Annotated in this window: 14 protein-coding genes; 4 read left to right on the top strand and 10 right to left on the bottom strand. The window is 53.3% G+C overall.

Annotation, left to right across the window (positions count from 1 at the left end):
- Positions 1 to 49 precede the first annotated feature (49 nt).
- The 4 genes from NYR02_RS15805 to NYR02_RS15790 form a co-directional block, all read right to left on the bottom strand.
- On the bottom strand, positions 50 to 1,258 hold the full coding sequence (locus tag NYR02_RS15805; RefSeq protein WP_260977318.1) for an ABC transporter substrate-binding protein: 1,209 nt from the start codon (positions 1,256 to 1,258) through the stop codon (positions 50 to 52).
- A 291-nt stretch (positions 1,259 to 1,549) separates the two neighbouring features.
- Positions 1,550 to 2,008 carry a hypothetical protein gene (locus NYR02_RS15800; protein WP_260977317.1) on the bottom strand — a complete coding sequence of 153 codons (459 nt, stop codon included), beginning with the start codon at positions 2,006 to 2,008 and terminating at the stop codon, positions 1,550 to 1,552.
- Between the two features lie 26 nt (positions 2,009 to 2,034).
- Positions 2,035 to 3,120 carry a peptidase M42 gene (locus tag NYR02_RS15795; RefSeq protein WP_260977316.1) on the bottom strand — a complete coding sequence of 362 codons (1,086 nt, stop codon included), beginning with the start codon at positions 3,118 to 3,120 and terminating at the stop codon, positions 2,035 to 2,037.
- Positions 3,121 to 3,235: 115 nt separating this feature from the next.
- Positions 3,236 to 3,412, bottom strand: coding sequence for a hypothetical protein (locus NYR02_RS15790; protein ID WP_260977315.1), 177 nt, complete (start codon positions 3,410 to 3,412; stop codon positions 3,236 to 3,238).
- Between the two features lie 394 nt (positions 3,413 to 3,806).
- Here NYR02_RS15790 and NYR02_RS15785 point away from each other — a divergent pair, with 394 nt between their 5' ends.
- The 4 genes from NYR02_RS15785 to NYR02_RS15770 all read left to right on the top strand — a co-directional run bounded on the left by NYR02_RS15785 (position 3,807) and on the right by NYR02_RS15770 (position 8,922).
- Complete coding sequence (locus tag NYR02_RS15785) at positions 3,807 to 4,421, top strand: TMEM165/GDT1 family protein (protein ID WP_260977314.1); 615 nt, start codon at positions 3,807 to 3,809, stop codon at positions 4,419 to 4,421.
- Positions 4,422 to 4,574: 153 nt separating this feature from the next.
- Entirely contained in the window at positions 4,575 to 5,225 is a 651-nt protein-coding gene (locus NYR02_RS15780) for a 2OG-Fe(II) oxygenase (RefSeq protein WP_260977313.1), read from the top strand.
- A gap of 138 nt (positions 5,226 to 5,363) precedes the next feature.
- Entirely contained in the window at positions 5,364 to 7,106 is a 1,743-nt protein-coding gene (locus NYR02_RS15775; RefSeq protein WP_260977312.1) for a GGDEF domain-containing protein, read from the top strand.
- Positions 7,107 to 7,293: 187 nt separating this feature from the next.
- Positions 7,294 to 8,922 carry a methyl-accepting chemotaxis protein gene (locus NYR02_RS15770; protein WP_260977311.1) on the top strand — a complete coding sequence of 543 codons (1,629 nt, stop codon included), beginning with the start codon at positions 7,294 to 7,296 and terminating at the stop codon, positions 8,920 to 8,922.
- A 75-nt stretch (positions 8,923 to 8,997) separates the two neighbouring features.
- Here NYR02_RS15770 and NYR02_RS15765 read toward each other — a convergent pair whose 3' ends face one another.
- The 6 genes from NYR02_RS15765 to dtd form a co-directional block, all read right to left on the bottom strand.
- Positions 8,998 to 12,153 carry an efflux RND transporter permease subunit gene (locus tag NYR02_RS15765; RefSeq protein ID WP_260977310.1) on the bottom strand — a complete coding sequence of 1,052 codons (3,156 nt, stop codon included), beginning with the start codon at positions 12,151 to 12,153 and terminating at the stop codon, positions 8,998 to 9,000.
- Positions 12,134 to 13,627: an efflux RND transporter periplasmic adaptor subunit gene (locus tag NYR02_RS19460; protein ID WP_270049645.1), complete on the bottom strand. Its 1,494-nt coding sequence runs from the start codon at positions 13,625 to 13,627 to the stop codon at positions 12,134 to 12,136. The genes NYR02_RS15765 and NYR02_RS19460 overlap by 20 nt, the downstream gene beginning before the upstream one ends.
- Before the next feature lie 6 nt (positions 13,628 to 13,633).
- The gene (locus NYR02_RS15750; protein ID WP_260977309.1) at positions 13,634 to 15,007 is read right to left on the bottom strand and encodes a TolC family protein; all 1,374 of its coding nucleotides are present in this window, start codon (positions 15,005 to 15,007) and stop codon (positions 13,634 to 13,636) included.
- Positions 15,008 to 15,079: 72 nt separating this feature from the next.
- Positions 15,080 to 15,532 (bottom strand): hypothetical protein, encoded by a 453-nt coding sequence (locus tag NYR02_RS15745; protein ID WP_260977308.1) that lies wholly within the window; start codon positions 15,530 to 15,532, stop codon positions 15,080 to 15,082.
- 48 nt (positions 15,533 to 15,580) lie between these two features.
- Positions 15,581 to 15,955: a SirB2 family protein gene (locus NYR02_RS15740; protein WP_260977307.1), complete on the bottom strand. Its 375-nt coding sequence runs from the start codon at positions 15,953 to 15,955 to the stop codon at positions 15,581 to 15,583.
- Positions 15,956 to 16,111: 156 nt separating this feature from the next.
- Positions 16,112 to 16,546 carry a D-aminoacyl-tRNA deacylase gene (gene dtd / locus NYR02_RS15735; protein WP_260977306.1) on the bottom strand — a complete coding sequence of 145 codons (435 nt, stop codon included), beginning with the start codon at positions 16,544 to 16,546 and terminating at the stop codon, positions 16,112 to 16,114.
- Positions 16,547 to 16,588 lie beyond the last annotated feature (42 nt).

The following is a 16,588-nucleotide window of genomic DNA, read 5'->3' as shown; positions in this document are numbered from 1 at the left end:
AAAAACGAGCCGGATGGCTCGTTTTTTTTGTTCTCTGCCCCGGCGACCTTTACTCCGACAGTAACGAGTAATCCCAGTCAGCTTTCGCCATCGGCGCTCTGGTTTTAATCAAGCCCATTGCATTAAACGCATCCTGCACCCGCTCATTCAGCACTTCCAGACGATGGGGAAATTGCGGATTACTGAAGAAATCGATATTGCCTTGTTTATCGACAAACTGCGCGTCGTAATACAGGTTTTCAATATCGGGCTGAGCGTTTTTATCACCCAGTAAAATATCCGCTGAGGCTTCCAGTAATTGCAGTTTTTCAGGGTTGGCCAGATCGCGCATCAGTTCCTGCAGCTGAGCCGACGTACTCATCAGCGTTTGTATAAAGCTCTGCACCTCTGCTTTATTTTTTTCGAAATAATCGGCACGCACCACATACACGTCGGCAATAATACGGCGCGCAAACATGGTGGAAATAATCATCCGCGCCCCGGTAATAGAGCCATTACTGCCGGTGCCGACGCGACGGCCGGAGGTCAGGCCGTAAGCATCAGAAATGATCATAAACGAGGCATCAATTTCCGGCAGTTTCAGCGCTTCCGGTGGCGAGTTGGGCGATAGCGTAAGATCCGGCATCCATTTCAGATTCACATCACTCATCTTCAGACCAGCCTGCGTCAGCAACGTAGTCATAAAATCCACATGCGGGCCATAAGCCTGAATAGCGATGGTTTTTCCCTTTAATTCACCCACCCGGACAATGCCATTTTTGGCCACCAGCGTGTCGCCACCGCGTGACCAGGTCAGCTGATAAATAACCACCGGACGGGTACGCGGATCTTTATTGATCAGATCCAGTGCCTGATTACACATCCCAATGGTGCAACGCAGATAAGGTGATGCGCCGGATAAATAATCCTGCAGTTGTTTGTCGAAGTTATCCTGCAGGACAAATTCATAATCCAGTCCGGCTTTGGCCATGGCACTGCCTGGCTGGGTACGGGTATTCATGCCGTTAGCCAGAATGGTGGTCATATCACCACCCCAGGTAATCATTGGCACCCGCAATGGCTTAGTGGCTTTTACCGGACCCACTGGGGTACGGATACGCGCCGCCAGTGGTTCAGGTTCAATAAACTCCGGGCTCACTGCAGTACCGCTGATTGCCGACAGAGATTCCGGCTCAATTAATCCGGGTTCCGAACAGGCACCCCGCGCGAACAGCAGGGCCAGGGCGGCGGCAGAGAACAACAGTATTGAACGCAACACGATGTATTTCCTATAGGCTGATGGATGAACACTTGCTGAGCTTTAGCAAACATAGTGCCACCGCAGCCTGTGCGCATCACATCAGCGCAAATCCGTGAGCAACTGCACAATTAAAAAGCAAAACAGAAATAATGACTGAAAAATACGCAAATAAAAGCACCAAAATAATGCTTATATTTTCTCAAGAGTGCGAAAAAAGCGCACAAAAAGAGCCGCCAGACATAATATCCTCTGCGGTATATCAGGGCCTGTTAACACTCATTAAACAGGCCCTGGCGGTCAGCGCGAAACTCAGCCTTGCTGAGCCAGATAAAGACGCAGAGCCTGGCAGGCACTGCTGACATGGTAAATCGTGGTCTGCACGGTGTATTCCCGACACAGAATTTCACAGCGGCGACCATCAACGCTGAGAATAAAGTGACACTGATCCTGACCGTAACAGGCTGCGGAAGCAACAAGCTGAAAACACCCCGTCTGTTGCATGACACCATCGGCATCGTAATCAATGCCGTCATATTCCAGCAGGCTGTTCAGCTCAACCGCATCGGTATCCTCCGCGGTCATGGCTAACACAACAAAGGCACGCGGCGCGGATAAAAAATCCCGCGCCCGCTCATACACCAACAGGTGCGGATCAGCATCAGTAGCGGCAGCATAAAAAAACGCATACGCACCGCCCGGACCGCCGACAGAGTCGTCAGCCGGGGGAGGCAAGTCGTTTAATAACTTCAATGTGGGTATATGACTCATCGCTTATTGTTTTTTCTTGCTGCTGATCAGGCCATCGGATCGTAAGTCCAGAATGGATAACGCAGACCTGCCATCGCACAGAGCACACGCAGGAACGCATCACAGGCTTCGACACCAGCGCTTTCGTCCATGGTGTGATAACCGGTGGTCGGAATCTGCAGCGTGGTGCCATCCACCAGACCGTTGGAGGCCGCAATAATACGCCCCATTTCAGTACTGCCCATGGATTTAGCGGCTATGCCCTGACGCGCATTGTCTTCATTCTGGCGACGGATATAGTCATCTTTAAAGCTGTAACGAATGCCCAGTTTTTTGCATTTTTCCGCCAGACGATGGGTTAAATCGACATTAAAGGAAGCGTTGGCATCGCAATGGCGCAACACCAGCAACTGTTCATTAGCGGCCGGAACATCCGGATACGGGCTGGTATCCACGACCACCAGTTGGTTGGTTGAACCACCAAAGCGGCGGAACCATTCAAGCAGATAACGCCAGCTGCGACCGGCTTCTTCCTGAGCGGTAAAAAAGGCGGTGCCCTGAAAACCCAATTCAAATAAATACACCAGCATGGCGGCGGTGAGGACGTTATCCAGCTGACCCAGATAGCGGCCATTTTCAATGCGCAACTGATCACGGAAAGCGACCGGCGTACCTGCGACCAGATGCTCCATTCCGGATAATTCAAAAATCAGGTTGTTACGGTGCGGGCAAACGTAAGTGCCCTCAATTTTGCCACGCCCACGGTAAGCGCCGGACCAGGGTTCATAGGCAAACACACCGACATCGCCGAAACGGTCGACGATCATTTTCATCAGTTCTTCCGACACCGAGTTGCCGAGCAGATCGGAGCGTCCGCCGGACACAAAGGCCGCGTACTGAAATTCGTTCGGGCCGGTGCAGACCAGGCCATGACGATCAATGTGCGCCGAAAACATCAGACTCATAGGATCGCTGCCCTGCGCCACCAGCACGCCTTCGTACCAGGTAACGCGCGCACCGCGCTCCTCCAGCTCGCGCTGCAGCACACGGAAAAAAGAATGCTCTGCGCCGACCACCGATGGACTGCGCAACAAACTTTTTAAAATATCGAGAAAAGCCGTACGGTCGCTCATGGATACCCCGCCGAGCTGAAACAGAAATAAAAACAGAAGCCGATGAAAGCACGGTTAGAAAAAGGGGTGCAAGAGAAGTTACACCCCGGAGGAAGGAAATTGGCGCGTTGTGCGCTCAGTCCTGATAATCGATATCGAATCCCAGCAAATCACGCAGACGGGCCTGCTCCAGGATACGTTCGGCACGACGACGTTTTTTATCGTAATCGACACTGCGTCCTTTGGCTTTGCTGCGCGCTTGTGGCTGGTCATCGAGATCATCAAAATCTTCGTATTCTTGCGGCTGACTCATACCCACCTCAGAGGTTCCGGATTCTACTCACCACCGGCATGCAGAGCTTCCGGGGCGAAAACGGCGGCATAATTTCACCAGTTTCAGCGGCGGTAAATTGAAAAAAATTGTTCTTCTGGATCAGTTTTTTTTGTTGTTTTTACAGCGAGTACCATAACGTCTTACGGGGTGACGTGTGCCGGTGAAGCCGTTATAATCGCCGCACTCTTGGGGGAGTAATCTGCCCTGACCGGCAAGGTCAGAGGTGCCCGTGTCAACATAATTGAGCCCCATGCTCATGGCACCGGCGACCATCATCACGATGGTTCGATGAGACCTGAGACAAACAGCGTGATGACCAGGGCGGCATCGTGCCGTTTGTCTTTGGTTAACAATCTCCGCCCGGACAATCAACATGACTGATACCCTGATTAACCTGCCAGCGCTGAGCGATACCTTCGCACATTCAGCTTTCCTGACCTCTACCGTTGCTGTTGCCATTGCCGAAATCGGCGATAAAACCCAGCTGTTATCCTTGTTGCTGGCAGCCCGTTTCCGCAATAAAAGTGCGATTGTGCTGGGCATTCTGCTGGCTACGCTGCTCAATCATGCCGCTTCGGCCTGGCTCGGTGCCTGGCTCGGCAATTCCCTCACCGAATGGTTGAACGGCAGCAGCGGCCGTCTGCTTCTGGCCGCCGGCTTTGCCGCCATGGCTATCTGGGTATTGGTACCGGATAAAGAAGACGATAGCACCGACACTCATCAGGCCTGGGGAGCCTTCCTCGCCACCCTGGTACTGTTTTTCCTGGCCGAGATCGGTGACAAAACCCAGGTAGCGACGGTATTGCTGGCCGCCGAGTTCAACTCTGTCCTCTGGGTCACACTGGGCACGACCTGCGGCATGCTGCTGGCCAACGTACCTGTGGTGATTTATGGCGAACGCCTGATGCGCCGTATGCCGCTGCATCTGGCCCGTTACGCCACCAGCCTGCTGTTTGCCATATTAGCGCTGTGGACATTGCTCAGCTGAGCAGGAGGCCCGTCAGGGCCGCATTCAAAGCGGCCCTGCCCTGCTACATCAAGCAATAAACAGGATCGAAACGATCTGTATTTTTTGTTTCTCCTGCTGTCGCGGTTTGGGTAAAACGCCTGTCCCATTGATGTTTCTTGCCGGAGCACGTCCTTGCAGCTTGCTGAAACCAGCCATGACGATCTGTTCGAAAGCCTTGCCACAGATCTGCAGACCCAGGGCTACGCCATCACCCATGATGCACTGCCATTGCTGATGTCATCCGGCCTATTGAATCGAGTGGTCAGGCTGCAACATGGCGACTTTACTGCCGCCGGTACCGGACGCCAGCAACAGCATCAGCTCAACCAGTTTGTCCGTCGCGACAAAATCCGCTGGCTCAGCAATGACGATCCGGCCGAAGCCGCCTGGCTGGACTACATGGCCGAATTACAGCGCTATATGAATCGCCGTCTGTATCTGGGCCTGTTCAGCTACGAAGGTCATTTCGCCCATTACCAGCCCGGTGATTTTTACAAAAAGCACATGGATGCGTTCAAAGGACAGGCCAATCGGGTGCTGACCACGGTGTTGTATCTGAACCCTAACTGGGAGGTTCAGGATGGTGGGGAACTGGTCATTTATCAGGCCGAAAACCATGAGCAGGAACTGCTGCGCGTCAGCCCGCGCTTCGGCACGCTGGTGACGTTTCTCAGTGAGGACTACCCGCACGAAGTGTTGCCCGCTAAACGCGACCGCTACAGTATTGCCGGTTGGTTCCGCCTCAACAGCTCAACCCCACTCCGCGCTGACCCGCCGCGCTGACAACACGGTTATTACTGATTACTACGATCAAAGAACAACCGTCGCACAAGCGAAAGTACGCTATTATTTAATGCAATGAGGTGAGGAACCTCGGTGCATAGCCACGGATACCCGGCTGCAGAATTTGCGGGAGCGACCGTGCTGACAAAGCGCTTTTTAATTATTATTTTTATCCTTCTCAGTTGCAGTCAGAATGTGCAGGCAAACCCTGAACATTCTGACCTTGCCCAATATCCCCATGTGCTGATTCTGCATTCTTATCATCTGCAATTCCCCTGGACTCACCTACTTAATGACAACATTCTCAGCAATCTTGAGTCACTGCTGCCCGGCGAAAATATTCACATTGAATTTATGGACGAGCGCCGTTACAGCGATAACCCACGGGTCCGCACTGAATTACTGCGGCTGTACAATCTGAAATACGCAGCACAACCACCGGATGTGATCGTGGTTAGCGATGATGCCGCTCTTAATATGGTTCTCAATTCTGATTTACCCTGGCTAAAAAAAGCGCCGCTGGTCTTTCTGGGTATCAACATACCGGAAAGTCATGATCTGAGCCGGCATCCGCAACATACCGGTGTACTGGAAGGAATGGCGATTGCCGAAAATATCGAATTTATCCGCACCCTGTTACCGCAAACCGATCACATTCTGCTGATAGCTGACCGCTCCGGTCTGGGGGCTTTAATGGCTGAAGAAGCCCGTAAACTGATCCGCCAGCAGCACTTTAAAGAGGTAACGTTGTCGGTCTACGACGACTTTACCTTTGCCGAACTAGATCAGCATCTGGCCAGGCTGCCGGCCAACAGCGCCGTACTGTTTCTGACTATTCATAACGACCGCAACGGCGATTATTTTTCCTACGCCAAACACCTGCCCACGCTGAGCGCACACACGCCTGTACCAGTATTCGGTATGTGGGGCGACCTGATGATGGGCCAGGGCAGTATTGGCGGCATGATGCACAACGCCAGCAGTCAGGCTGAAATGGCGACGCAGATGGTGAAAGACATTCTTGCCGGAGTCCCCGCCAGCGCTATCCCAGTTATACAAAAAACGCGCTTTACGCCACAACTGGATGAACGTCAGCGGCTGCGTTTTAACATTCCCGTCAGCCGTCTGCCCGCAGGTACCGAACGACATTTTCTGCCACAGGGTTTTCTTGCCACCCATGCCGTGCTTATCGGTGTTGGCCTGAGCATAATCGTTTTTCTGTCGCTGATTATTTTACTGCTGAGCCTGAATATCCGCCGCAGGGTACATGCCGAACAACAATGGCAGAACCTGCGCCATACCCTTGAGCAGCGGGTTTCACACCGTACAAATACCCTCAATCGTCAGAATCAGCAGCTGACCGAACTCAGTACTCAGCTGGCATTACAGGCCAATACCGATGCGCTCACCGGCATTGGCAACCGTCGCTATGGTGATGAACAACTGCAACAGGCAATGGCAGAAGCACGCCAGGAAAATACCGCGCTTAGTCTGGCTCTGATTGATGTCGATTATTTCAAGCGTATTAATGACCAGTACGGCCACGAACGGGGAGATCAGATGTTAATTGAACTCGCCGGATTACTGAGCAGGCATCTGCGTCCGCAAGATATTCTGGTGCGTTGGGGCGGAGAAGAATTCATGCTGCTGCTGCGCAACTGTCCCTTATCTCAGGCCGAAATATTATGCGAACGTCTGCGTCTGCAGGCGAATACTATTAATATCAGCAGCAATAATTTTCTTACCATCAGCATTGGCCTTTCCTGCAGCCGTTATGCTGAAAATACTGAGGAGCTGCTGCGCCAGGCTGACATCAACCTCTATACAGCCAAAACCCATGGTCGCAATAAAGTCATTAGTCCTTCTCAGCCGTCAGAATGAAAAACGCGACACAGACAACATAATGCGCCATCCGTCAGTACCGACGACGGCCGCCATGATAGACCACGGTTGTTGATCTACACTTCTCCGTATCACAGGCTGCGCTGAAACATTCACGCACCCCAATCCAGACAGGCCAACCATTCGATTGAATAACCGCGCCATGTTCAAGAAGCAGGAGATAGGTATGAAATGGTCTGACCTCGGGCTGGCAAAAAAACTGATGTTACCCATTGCCGTGCTGGGTAGTTTGCTCGCCGCGTTATCGGTTATTCAGATTTCAAATCTGAATAGTATTACTGCGGAATACAGCCATATTAACGAGGAATATCTGCCAGCCGTTGAGCTTACGCTCAATGCCGACCGGGATCTTTATCAGGCTCAGATCGCCGAGCGCTCCATTGCTCTGGGATTAAGCGCAGAGACCTATACTAAAATGCACGCCGAAAACCTGGATCAGGTCGCCACCCGCCTGAAAAAAATCAGCACCCTTCATGTTTCTCAGGAAGCCAAAGATCTGGCTCAGTCATTTCTCACTGCCTTTAATGTCTGGCGGCCAAAGAGTGAGAAAATGGTGCAGCAGGCCGTTTCCGGTGGAATAACGATCGGCCAGGCGACAGAAATGAGTACCGGCAGTCTGGAAAAAGAATTTGAAACAATCCGCGAAACGCTGAATGTCTTAGGCGAAAAACTCGGCGAAGAGGCCAAGTCACTGCAAGTGAGCGCCGAGCATACTAAAAGTGCGGCGTTACGCAGCATCCTGATTCTGGTCGGTGTTGCTCTGCTGATTGCACTGTTAGTTGCCGTTTATTTTCCACGCCTGATTACCCGTCCGGTTAATGAACTGGCCAGAGTACTTGGCCAGATGGCCGATGGTAAAGGTGATCTGAGTAAACGCATGCCGGATCTTGGCCGTGATGAAATAGGCCTGCTCAGCCATAATTTCAACCGTTTTCTCAGTGGTATGCAGCAGATGATTGGTACCATTCAGCAGGTTTCCGTGGATGTCGCCACCACCACCAATACCCTGAAAAAAAATGCGGGTGATAGTCAGCGTATCAGCGGTGAATACGCCGGTTCGATGGAACTGGTAGCCACAGCCAATCACGAAATGGGACTCGCGATCCAGGAAGTCTCTTCCAACACTCAGCAAGTATCAGAAGAAGCCAAAGCCGCAGATAAATCGGCCCGTGAAGTGTCTGCGCAATTCCGTCAGGCCATGGAAGAGATCCAAGCGCTGGCCAATAATGTCGATAATTCCGGTGCGGTTATTCAGGAACTGGTGGCCGAAACCACGAACATAGCATCGGTACTGGATGTCATTAAAGGCATTGCCGAACAAACCAATCTGTTGGCACTTAACGCGGCCATTGAGGCGGCACGGGCAGGTGAACAGGGTCGTGGCTTTGCCGTTGTTGCCGACGAAGTGCGAACACTGGCCAGTAAAACCCAGCAATCGACCGGCGATATTAATGTAATGATTGAAAAACTGCGCAGCGGTGTGGATCGTGCCGTTAATAGCATGAACGAAAGTCAGGCGAAAGCCGTCAGTACCGTCGAGTACGCCAGTAAATCAGAAGGAAATATTCGTCAGATTTCAGGCTCACTGCTCAGTATCAGTGATCGTATTCTGCAGGTTGCCTCTGCGATTGAAGAACAAACATCAGTTATCAACAACATTAACGAAAACCTCAGCAATGCCAAACACCTCAGTGATCAGGGCATGCAAAGCGCAAGCAGTATCCGTCAGGCGGTGGATGGACTTAATCATCAGGCCTCCAGCCTGCGCGACGAGGTATCCAGTTTTACGCTGTAATCTTTCCTGCATCAGATAACAATAAAAGCCGGCTATTTATTCAATACCCGGCTTTTATTTTTCGCTTAAAAAAGATTATGTCTGATACTCTATCTCACGCTGGCGCCAGAGAAAGTACAGTACCGGAATCACCACCAGCGTCAGCAATAATGCACTGGCTGTGCCGCCCACCATAGGTGCGGCAATGCGGCTCATAATTTCCGACCCCGTTCCGCTTCCCAGCATCACCGGCAGCAAACCGACCGCGATGGTGGCGACGGTCATCGCAACCGGTCGCAGCCGCAACCCGGCACCCTCAATGACCGCCTGACGCAACTCTTCTTGCGTTACGCTGCGCTGTTGTTCTCCGGCCCGAATGACCGCCGCCTGATACGACTGATTCAAGTACACCAGCATAATCACACCAATTTCCACGGCGACACCCGCGAGGGCAATAAAGCCCACACCGACAGCCACAGAAAAATTAAAACCCAGTGCCCACATCAGCCACAAGCTACCCACCAATGCCAGAGGCAAGGTCAGTAAAATCATGGCGACCTCCGTCAAACGGTTAAAACTCAGGTACAGTAGCAGCGCAATAATGGCGATGGTTAACGGCACCACATACTGCAGTTTCTCTTTCGCACGTTGCATATATTCATACTGTCCCGACCAGCGCAGCGAATAGCCCGCCGGCAGCGTCAGCTCACCGCTGTTCAGTGCCTGCTGTACCCGGTTCTGGGCAAAATCAACATAGTGGCCAATATCAACGCCGTCGATATCAATAAACAGCCAGCCATTAATGCGCGCATTTTCACTTTTAATGGCGGCGGGCCCCGCCTCACTGCGGATATCAACCACATCACCCAGCGTCACCAGCTGGCCATTTGGCGCGACAAAAAACAGCTGTTTTAATGCCTCAGGAGAATCACGGTACGCCTGCGGATAACGCAGATTAACGCCGTAACGCTCCAGCCCTTCGACCGTCTCAATGATATTTTTTCCGCCAATGGTGGTGGTAATAATCTGCTGCAGCTGCGCCACACTCAGACCATAACGCGCCGCCTGTTCACGGCGGATATCGAGGGTTAAATAACGGCCACCGGCGACCCGCTCAGCATAAGCTGAAACTGTACCGGGTACGGTTTTAATAATGCCTTCAAGCTGTTGACCGATAGCCTGAATCTGCTGCAGATCCGACCCCGCGATTTTTAACCCGACCGGGGTTTTAATACCGGTCGCCAGCATGTCAATACGGGTTTTGATCGGCATAACCCAGGCATTACTCAGCCCCGGAAACTGTACTTTTTGCTCCAGCTCCGCGCGGATATCGGCGGTCGTTATACCATCACGCCACTGATCTTTTGGCTTCAGCTGAATAAAGGTTTCGATCATGGTTAACGGCGCCGGGTCGGTGGCGGTTTCAGCACGGCCAATTTTACCGAATACGGTTTCCACTTCCGGCACACTGCGGATTAATTTATCGGTCTGTTGTAATAACTGCCGAGCTTCACCAATCGATAACCCCGGATACGTAGTTGGCATGTACATTAAATCACCCTCATCCAGTGGCGGCATAAATTCGCTACCGATATTTTTCAGCGGATAAAGGCTGGAAAGCGCCACCAGAAACACCAGTACCAGCAGTGTTTTCGGACGCGTCAGAACCCGTGTTAACAATGGCAGATACAGTGCCTGCAATGCGCGGTTTAGCGGGTTTTTATGTTCCGGCTGAATATGGCCACGGACAAAATAGCCCATTAATACTGGCACCAGGGTAATCGCCAGTATCGCCGCCGCGCCCATGGCATAGGTTTTGGTAAAGGCCAGTGGCGCAAACATCCGCCCCTCCTGTGCTTCCAGAGCAAACACCGGCAGAAAACTCAAGGTGATAATCAGCAGACTGAAAAACAGCGCCGGACCGACTTCCTGTGCCGAACGACTGATCAGAGCCCAGCGTTCACTGCGCTCCTGCTCCGGTTTTCGCTGTTCGGCTTCCAGGTGTTTATGCAGATTTTCAATCATCACAATGGCACCATCGACCATGGCACCAATGGCAATGGCGATACCGCCAAGGGACATAATATTGGCGTTGATACCCTGCCATTTCATTAAGACAAAGGCGGCCAGGATACCCACCGGTAAACTCAGAAGAATCACCAGCGACGAACGCAGGTGAAATAAAAATAAGGCACAGACAATAGCAACCACAACAAACTCTTCCGTGAGTTTTTGCCACAAATTATCAATGGCGCTGTCAATTAACCGGGTACGGTCATATACCGTGGATATTTCCACCCCCGGCGGCAGCGAACTTTTTAAATTTTCCAACCGTTGTTTAACACCCTCGATTGTAGCCTTGGCATTTTCACCAAAGCGCATCACCACAATGCCGCCCACCACTTCGCCATCGCCGTTCAGTTCGGCAATACCACGGCGCATCTGCGGGCCGCTGCTGATAGTAGCAACATCCTTCAGCAATAACGGCACACCGGCACTGTCGATACCCAGCGGAATATTTTCCAGATCAGCAATGCTGCGTATAAAACCGGTCGCGCGCAGCATGGTTTCAGCCTCGGCCATTTCAATCACCGAGGCTCCGCTTTCCTGATTCGATAACTGCAGTGCATTCACCACCAGCGACAGCGGGATTTTATATGCCGCCAGCGCCACCGGATCGAGCTGAATCTGGTATTGCTTCACCATGCCGCCTAATGGCGCAATTTCGGCGACACCCGGCAGACTCTGTAATTCGAATTTTAAAAACCAGTCCTGATAAGCGCGTAAATCGGCCAGTGAGTGCTGACCCGTAGGGTCGCTCAGGGCATAAATAAACACCCAACCCACACCAGTGGCATCCGGGCCTAACTGCGGCCGCGCAGCCTCAGGCAGACTGGGCGCAATCTGGCTTAAATATTCCAGCACACGCGAGCGCGCCCAGTACAGATCAGTGTCGTCATTAAAAATAACGTACACATAGGAATCGCCGAAAAAGGAAAAACCGCGCACGGTTTCTGCACCCGGCACCGACATTAATGCCGAGGTCAGCGGATAAGTCACCTGCTCCTGCACCACCTCCGGTGCTTGGCCGGGGTAACTGGTTTTAACAATCACCTGCACGTCGGATAAATCGGGAATCGCATCCACCGGTGTACGCGATAAGGCGTAAAAACCGCCACCAACCAGCATCAGACTGAGCAGCAGCACCAGCAGGCGGTTGCGTACCGACCAATCAATGATGGCTGTGATCATGCATCACCTCCGCTGGCTGGTTATCGCTTTCCGGCAGCTTATGATCCATCTGTGAATGATCCATCTGTGAATGATCCGTATTCGAATGATCCATATTCGAATGATCCATATTCGAGTGATCCATATTCGAGTGATCCATGTTCGAGTGATCCATATTCGAGTGATCCATATTCGAGTGATCCATCTGCGAATGATCCATCTGCGAATGATCCATCTTCGAATGATCCATCTGCGAATGATCCATCTGCGAATGATCCTGCTCATCATCAAAACGCTTCAGGTCGGCACCGATGGCCGATTCAGAATCCAGCATAAACTGCGCACTGGTCACCACCTGCTGGCCTTCTTTCAGACCGCGCAGAATTTCGACGTTATTCTGTCCGGTGCGGCCAGCCATAACCGCCTGCGAACGGAAACGTCCGTCACCCAACGCCAGCACCACCCTAGGCTGGACGCCATCATCAATCAGGGCGTTACGCGGCACCTGCAGTACCGGCTCACTCTGCTTCTGCAGTTGTGCCTGAGCAAAATCACCGGGACGCCAGTCACCGTTCTGATTATTCAGCAGCAGCCGCACGGTCTGGCTGCGCAGCTCGTTATTCAGTAACGGATACACCACATCTACCTGCAGTTCGGCCGCCAGGCCATCACGGCGCTGCAGGTGTACCCGGTCGCCCGCACCGAGCCAACCGGCCATCGAACCCGGCAGGCGCACATCCACCCATAATGCGCTCAGGTCAGCCACTCGCAGCAGGGCCACGTCCGGCATGATCCGCGCACCGGGGGTCAGATTTAACTGAGTAATCACCCCATCCTGCGGGGCGACAATGGCAATCTGCTGGCGCACTTTGCGCTCGCTGCGCAGACGTTTCAGCCAACTGTCATCCACGCCCAGCGCCAGTAAACGGCTTTCCGCCGCACGGATCAGCGTTGATTGCCTTGCATCCAGTGCGCCCAATAATTCTTCCTGCGCACTGATAATGCGTGGACTGTAAAACTCAAACAGCGTCTGTCCGGCCGTGACCCGCTCCCCCACGGCAAACACCTGCTGACGACTGATCCAACCTTCACTGCGTACCTGAACCTGCTGTTCACGCTGCGCATTCACCTGAATTTCTGCCAGTGCCAGCGCCTGCTGCACCAGCGGCGCCCGCTCGGCTGCAACACTCTGTACGCCCATATTCTGTACCACCGCAGGACTGATACGGATGGTGCCCGGCGCATCTTCGGTGTTGCTGTTATCGTCGGCATAGACCGGCACCAGCGCCATTCCCATTGGTGATAAACCCGGTTCCGGGCGGCGATAATTGGGGTCCATCGGTGCGACCCAATACAACGGCTGCGGCTCTGCGACGGTACTTGTTGTTGTCTGATCTGTGTCTGTCGATGATGACTGCCACTGCATCAGACCGGCTCCCAGCCCGATACCTGCGGTTAACGCCAGCCATAACGGCGCGTGTTGTTTTATGTTCATATCATTTCATTCCTGTCGCTGTGCCGCGCTAACGGGAGGCAATTCAGAGGAGAATCCGGGGGCATAAAATTCAAGACGGATGGCGGTTTTGTGCCATTCACGCAAAAGGTTCAGGCGTTCGATATCGCCGTTCAGGCGTTCCATTACGGCGCGGATGACGTCGTTATAATCATCACGGTCCTGGCCATAACTGTTTTTGACCGCCTGTAGCTGGCGGTTAATCTGCGGCAGCAGGGTCTGGTCATAAAACTCCAGACGCTGCTGTTGCAACTGATACTGAGCCCAGTCATTACGCACGGCGCTGAACAGCTGGCGCAGCAGCAGTTGCTGACGGGTTTGCTCAGCTTCGCGGCGGCGCACACTGGCGGCCACTTTGCGCTGGTTGCGCTCACCGTTAAACAGCGGCAGGTCGACACTCACTCCCAGAGAAACAAAATCGGCGCGATCATGGCCCATCGCATCCTCACCGCGATAGCCGTAACTGGCCTGGATGCCCCACTGCGCTTTGTCCTCCTGACGCGCCAGCTCAATATCTGCTGCCGCACTGGCGATACGGTTGTCGGTCTGTGCCCACAGCGGATGCTGCATTAATATGGCCGCCAGCGTCTGGTCATCGGCCATAGCCGTAGCAAACGCCAATGATGGCTGGAACAACGGCTCATCGTTCAACTGCAGCGGTGCCGAAGCCAGCGCCGGTGGCAACCATTCATTTAAACGCTGGCGCGCCGCCTGATACTGCTGCTGCAGATTAAGTAAGCGCTCACGGATGCGCTGGGTTTCCAGCTCGACGCGCAACAGATCCTGCTGCTGCGGCCCACTGCTACCATTCAGCCCACTGGCATTACGGTAACGACGGTTAAGTACGGCCGCCTGCTGTTGCAGATGCTGTAAATGTTCGGCGGTCAGCTGCTCGGCGGCCTGCGCACGGGCGGCTTCGAGCCATAACAACGACACATCACGGCGCAGCTCACGCATCCGTAACGATTGCGTTTCATGGCTGAGCCCAGCCATCAGGCTTTGCTTTTTGGCCTGCCAATCCAGACTGTCGCCACGCGGCAGCATCTGACTGATCCCCAGCTGAATCTGTGTCATGGGTTCCTGTTCAAACGACCAGGAATCGGTGGGAAAATTCTGCGCATTCAACGCAATTTTGGGGTTTGGCCAGTAACGGCTGGCCGCGCTGTCCTGGCGGAAGGCCTGCTCCAGCTGGCGCTGGCTGACCAGCGCCGGGTCAGATTGCAGGGCGTAAGTCCGGGTCTGTTCCAGGCTCAGCCCTGGCTCGGACGCCAGCGCTCTGGCCGTCAGCAATACACACAGAATAACCTGCGCGCACACAATGGCCTGCGCACGAGAGTGGCGGCCGGTAAAAATCGACATCATGGAGTGCTCCACGTTCAGCAAACATCAAAAGACAACCCGCCACAGAAATGGCCGGCATTCAGTCAGAGTTGATCAGCTGAAAATGGGGGGACGTTGAGGCAGGGCAAGCACCACGGCAGCCGCCGGGCGTGGGGTATAGCTGGAGAAATTCTGTTGTTTGCTGCGTATGGCACGCGGCATATCCAACGTAATGGCAAAAGATGAACAGGCGCCGGAACAGCATGGACAGGATGCATCGCAATCCTGCAGCGCTGATGAATCCTGCAGCTGGCCGCTGTCGGTGTTCATCATGTCATGACAGGACGGCCTATCGGCCATGGCGTGTTTATCTGCTACTGACGAATGCTGAATATCGTCCATTGCCGTATCAGTACTGGCAACGCTATTCATCTGCCCCATCTGCCAGGCCATAAAGGCCTGACTGTTGGCGCTCAGCACCATTCCACACACCAACGACAACACCAGCAGCCCATAAAGCGGGCGGCGCAGGCGGCGTCGGATGAATGAAAAGCGCAGTGTCAGCAAAATAAAGGCCTGTCAGCAGTAAGTTATAAACCGGGCGAGCGCCTGGCGTTAAAAATAAGAAATCCAGGATACAACACTATGCGTCTTCGCTACGCCCAACACATAGGCATAGCTCAATAACGCGATAAAAAATGCGCTGCGGCTGGCGCGCTTAATCGCGGCGGCACCAAAACCAATATACAGCAACAGACCAATGACTTTCGCCGTCAGCCAGGCTTCGGTCAGCGGATACTGGGCAATGCGGATACACAGCATAATGGCAAACACCAGCAGCAGCGTATCGAGCACATGAGGCAGCACTTTCAGCAGTTTGTTCCGCCGCCATACCGGGGCAAAATAAAACAGCATAAAACGACCGGCAAACAGCAATACAGTCAGATAAGCCAGGCCGGCGTGCGAGTGCTTGAGTACAGAATAATCCACGGTAATCCTTATGACGGCCGCCCGGGCCTGACCAATAGCATGCTACGGATACAGGTGGACGGGTCTGCTAAAAAATTTTCGCGAGCATAACAAGAAGTGCGCGGCGATTCACCCGTCGGGTATTGTCCAATACCAAACCTGGCCTGCATGGAAACATCAGACTTCAAGCCAGAAGGTTACCGGGCCATCATTGGTCAGCGATACTTTCATGTCAGCGCCAAAACGACCACTGGCAGTAGTAACCTGCTGTGCAGCCTGCTGCAGAAAATAGCGGTATAACTCATCGGCCAGATCCGGTGCTGCTGCACGGGAAAAACCAGGGCGGGTGCCTTTGCCGGTATCAGCGGCCAGAGTGAACTGCGACACCACCAGCAACTCATGACCACAATCGAGCAGACTGCGGTTCATGCGCCCTTCATCATCGGCAAAAATGCGGTAATTCAGAACTTTATTCAGCAATTTATCCGCCTGGGCGGCCGTGTCTTCACGCTGCACGCCCAGCAAGAGCAAAATGCCAGCGCCGATAGCGCCGGTGGTTTCGCCATCCACCACCACGCTGGCGCTGCTGACGCGCTGAATCAATCCGATCATAAAATGCCGCCCTGTTTATACAAATCAGGGCGCAAAGGATAA

It is taken from the genome of Thalassolituus pacificus (assembly GCF_025318105.1).
Classification (GTDB): domain Bacteria; phylum Pseudomonadota; class Gammaproteobacteria; order Pseudomonadales; family Oceanobacteraceae; genus Venatoribacter; species Venatoribacter pacificus.
This window is presented reverse-complemented; position numbering and strand designations above follow the sequence as displayed.

Coding starts and splice junctions, on each gene's coding strand:
- NYR02_RS15800 (WP_260977317.1), bottom strand. CDS start 2,008: ATGAGTCATATACCCACATTGAAGTTATTAAACGACTTGCCTCCCCCG.
- NYR02_RS15795 (WP_260977316.1), bottom strand. CDS start 3,120: ATGAGCGACCGTACGGCTTTTCTCGATATTTTAAAAAGTTTGTTGCGC.
- NYR02_RS15790 (WP_260977315.1), bottom strand. CDS start 3,412: ATGAGTCAGCCGCAAGAATACGAAGATTTTGATGATCTCGATGACCAG.
- NYR02_RS15785 (WP_260977314.1), top strand. CDS start 3,807: ATGACTGATACCCTGATTAACCTGCCAGCGCTGAGCGATACCTTCGCA.
- NYR02_RS15770 (WP_260977311.1), top strand. CDS start 7,294: ATGAAATGGTCTGACCTCGGGCTGGCAAAAAAACTGATGTTACCCATT.
- NYR02_RS15765 (WP_260977310.1), bottom strand. CDS start 12,153: ATGATCACAGCCATCATTGATTGGTCGGTACGCAACCGCCTGCTGGTG.
- NYR02_RS19460 (WP_270049645.1), bottom strand. CDS start 13,627: ATGAACATAAAACAACACGCGCCGTTATGGCTGGCGTTAACCGCAGGT.
- NYR02_RS15750 (WP_260977309.1), bottom strand. CDS start 15,007: ATGATGTCGATTTTTACCGGCCGCCACTCTCGTGCGCAGGCCATTGTG.
- dtd (WP_260977306.1), bottom strand. CDS start 16,546: ATGATCGGATTGATTCAGCGCGTCAGCAGCGCCAGCGTGGTGGTGGAT.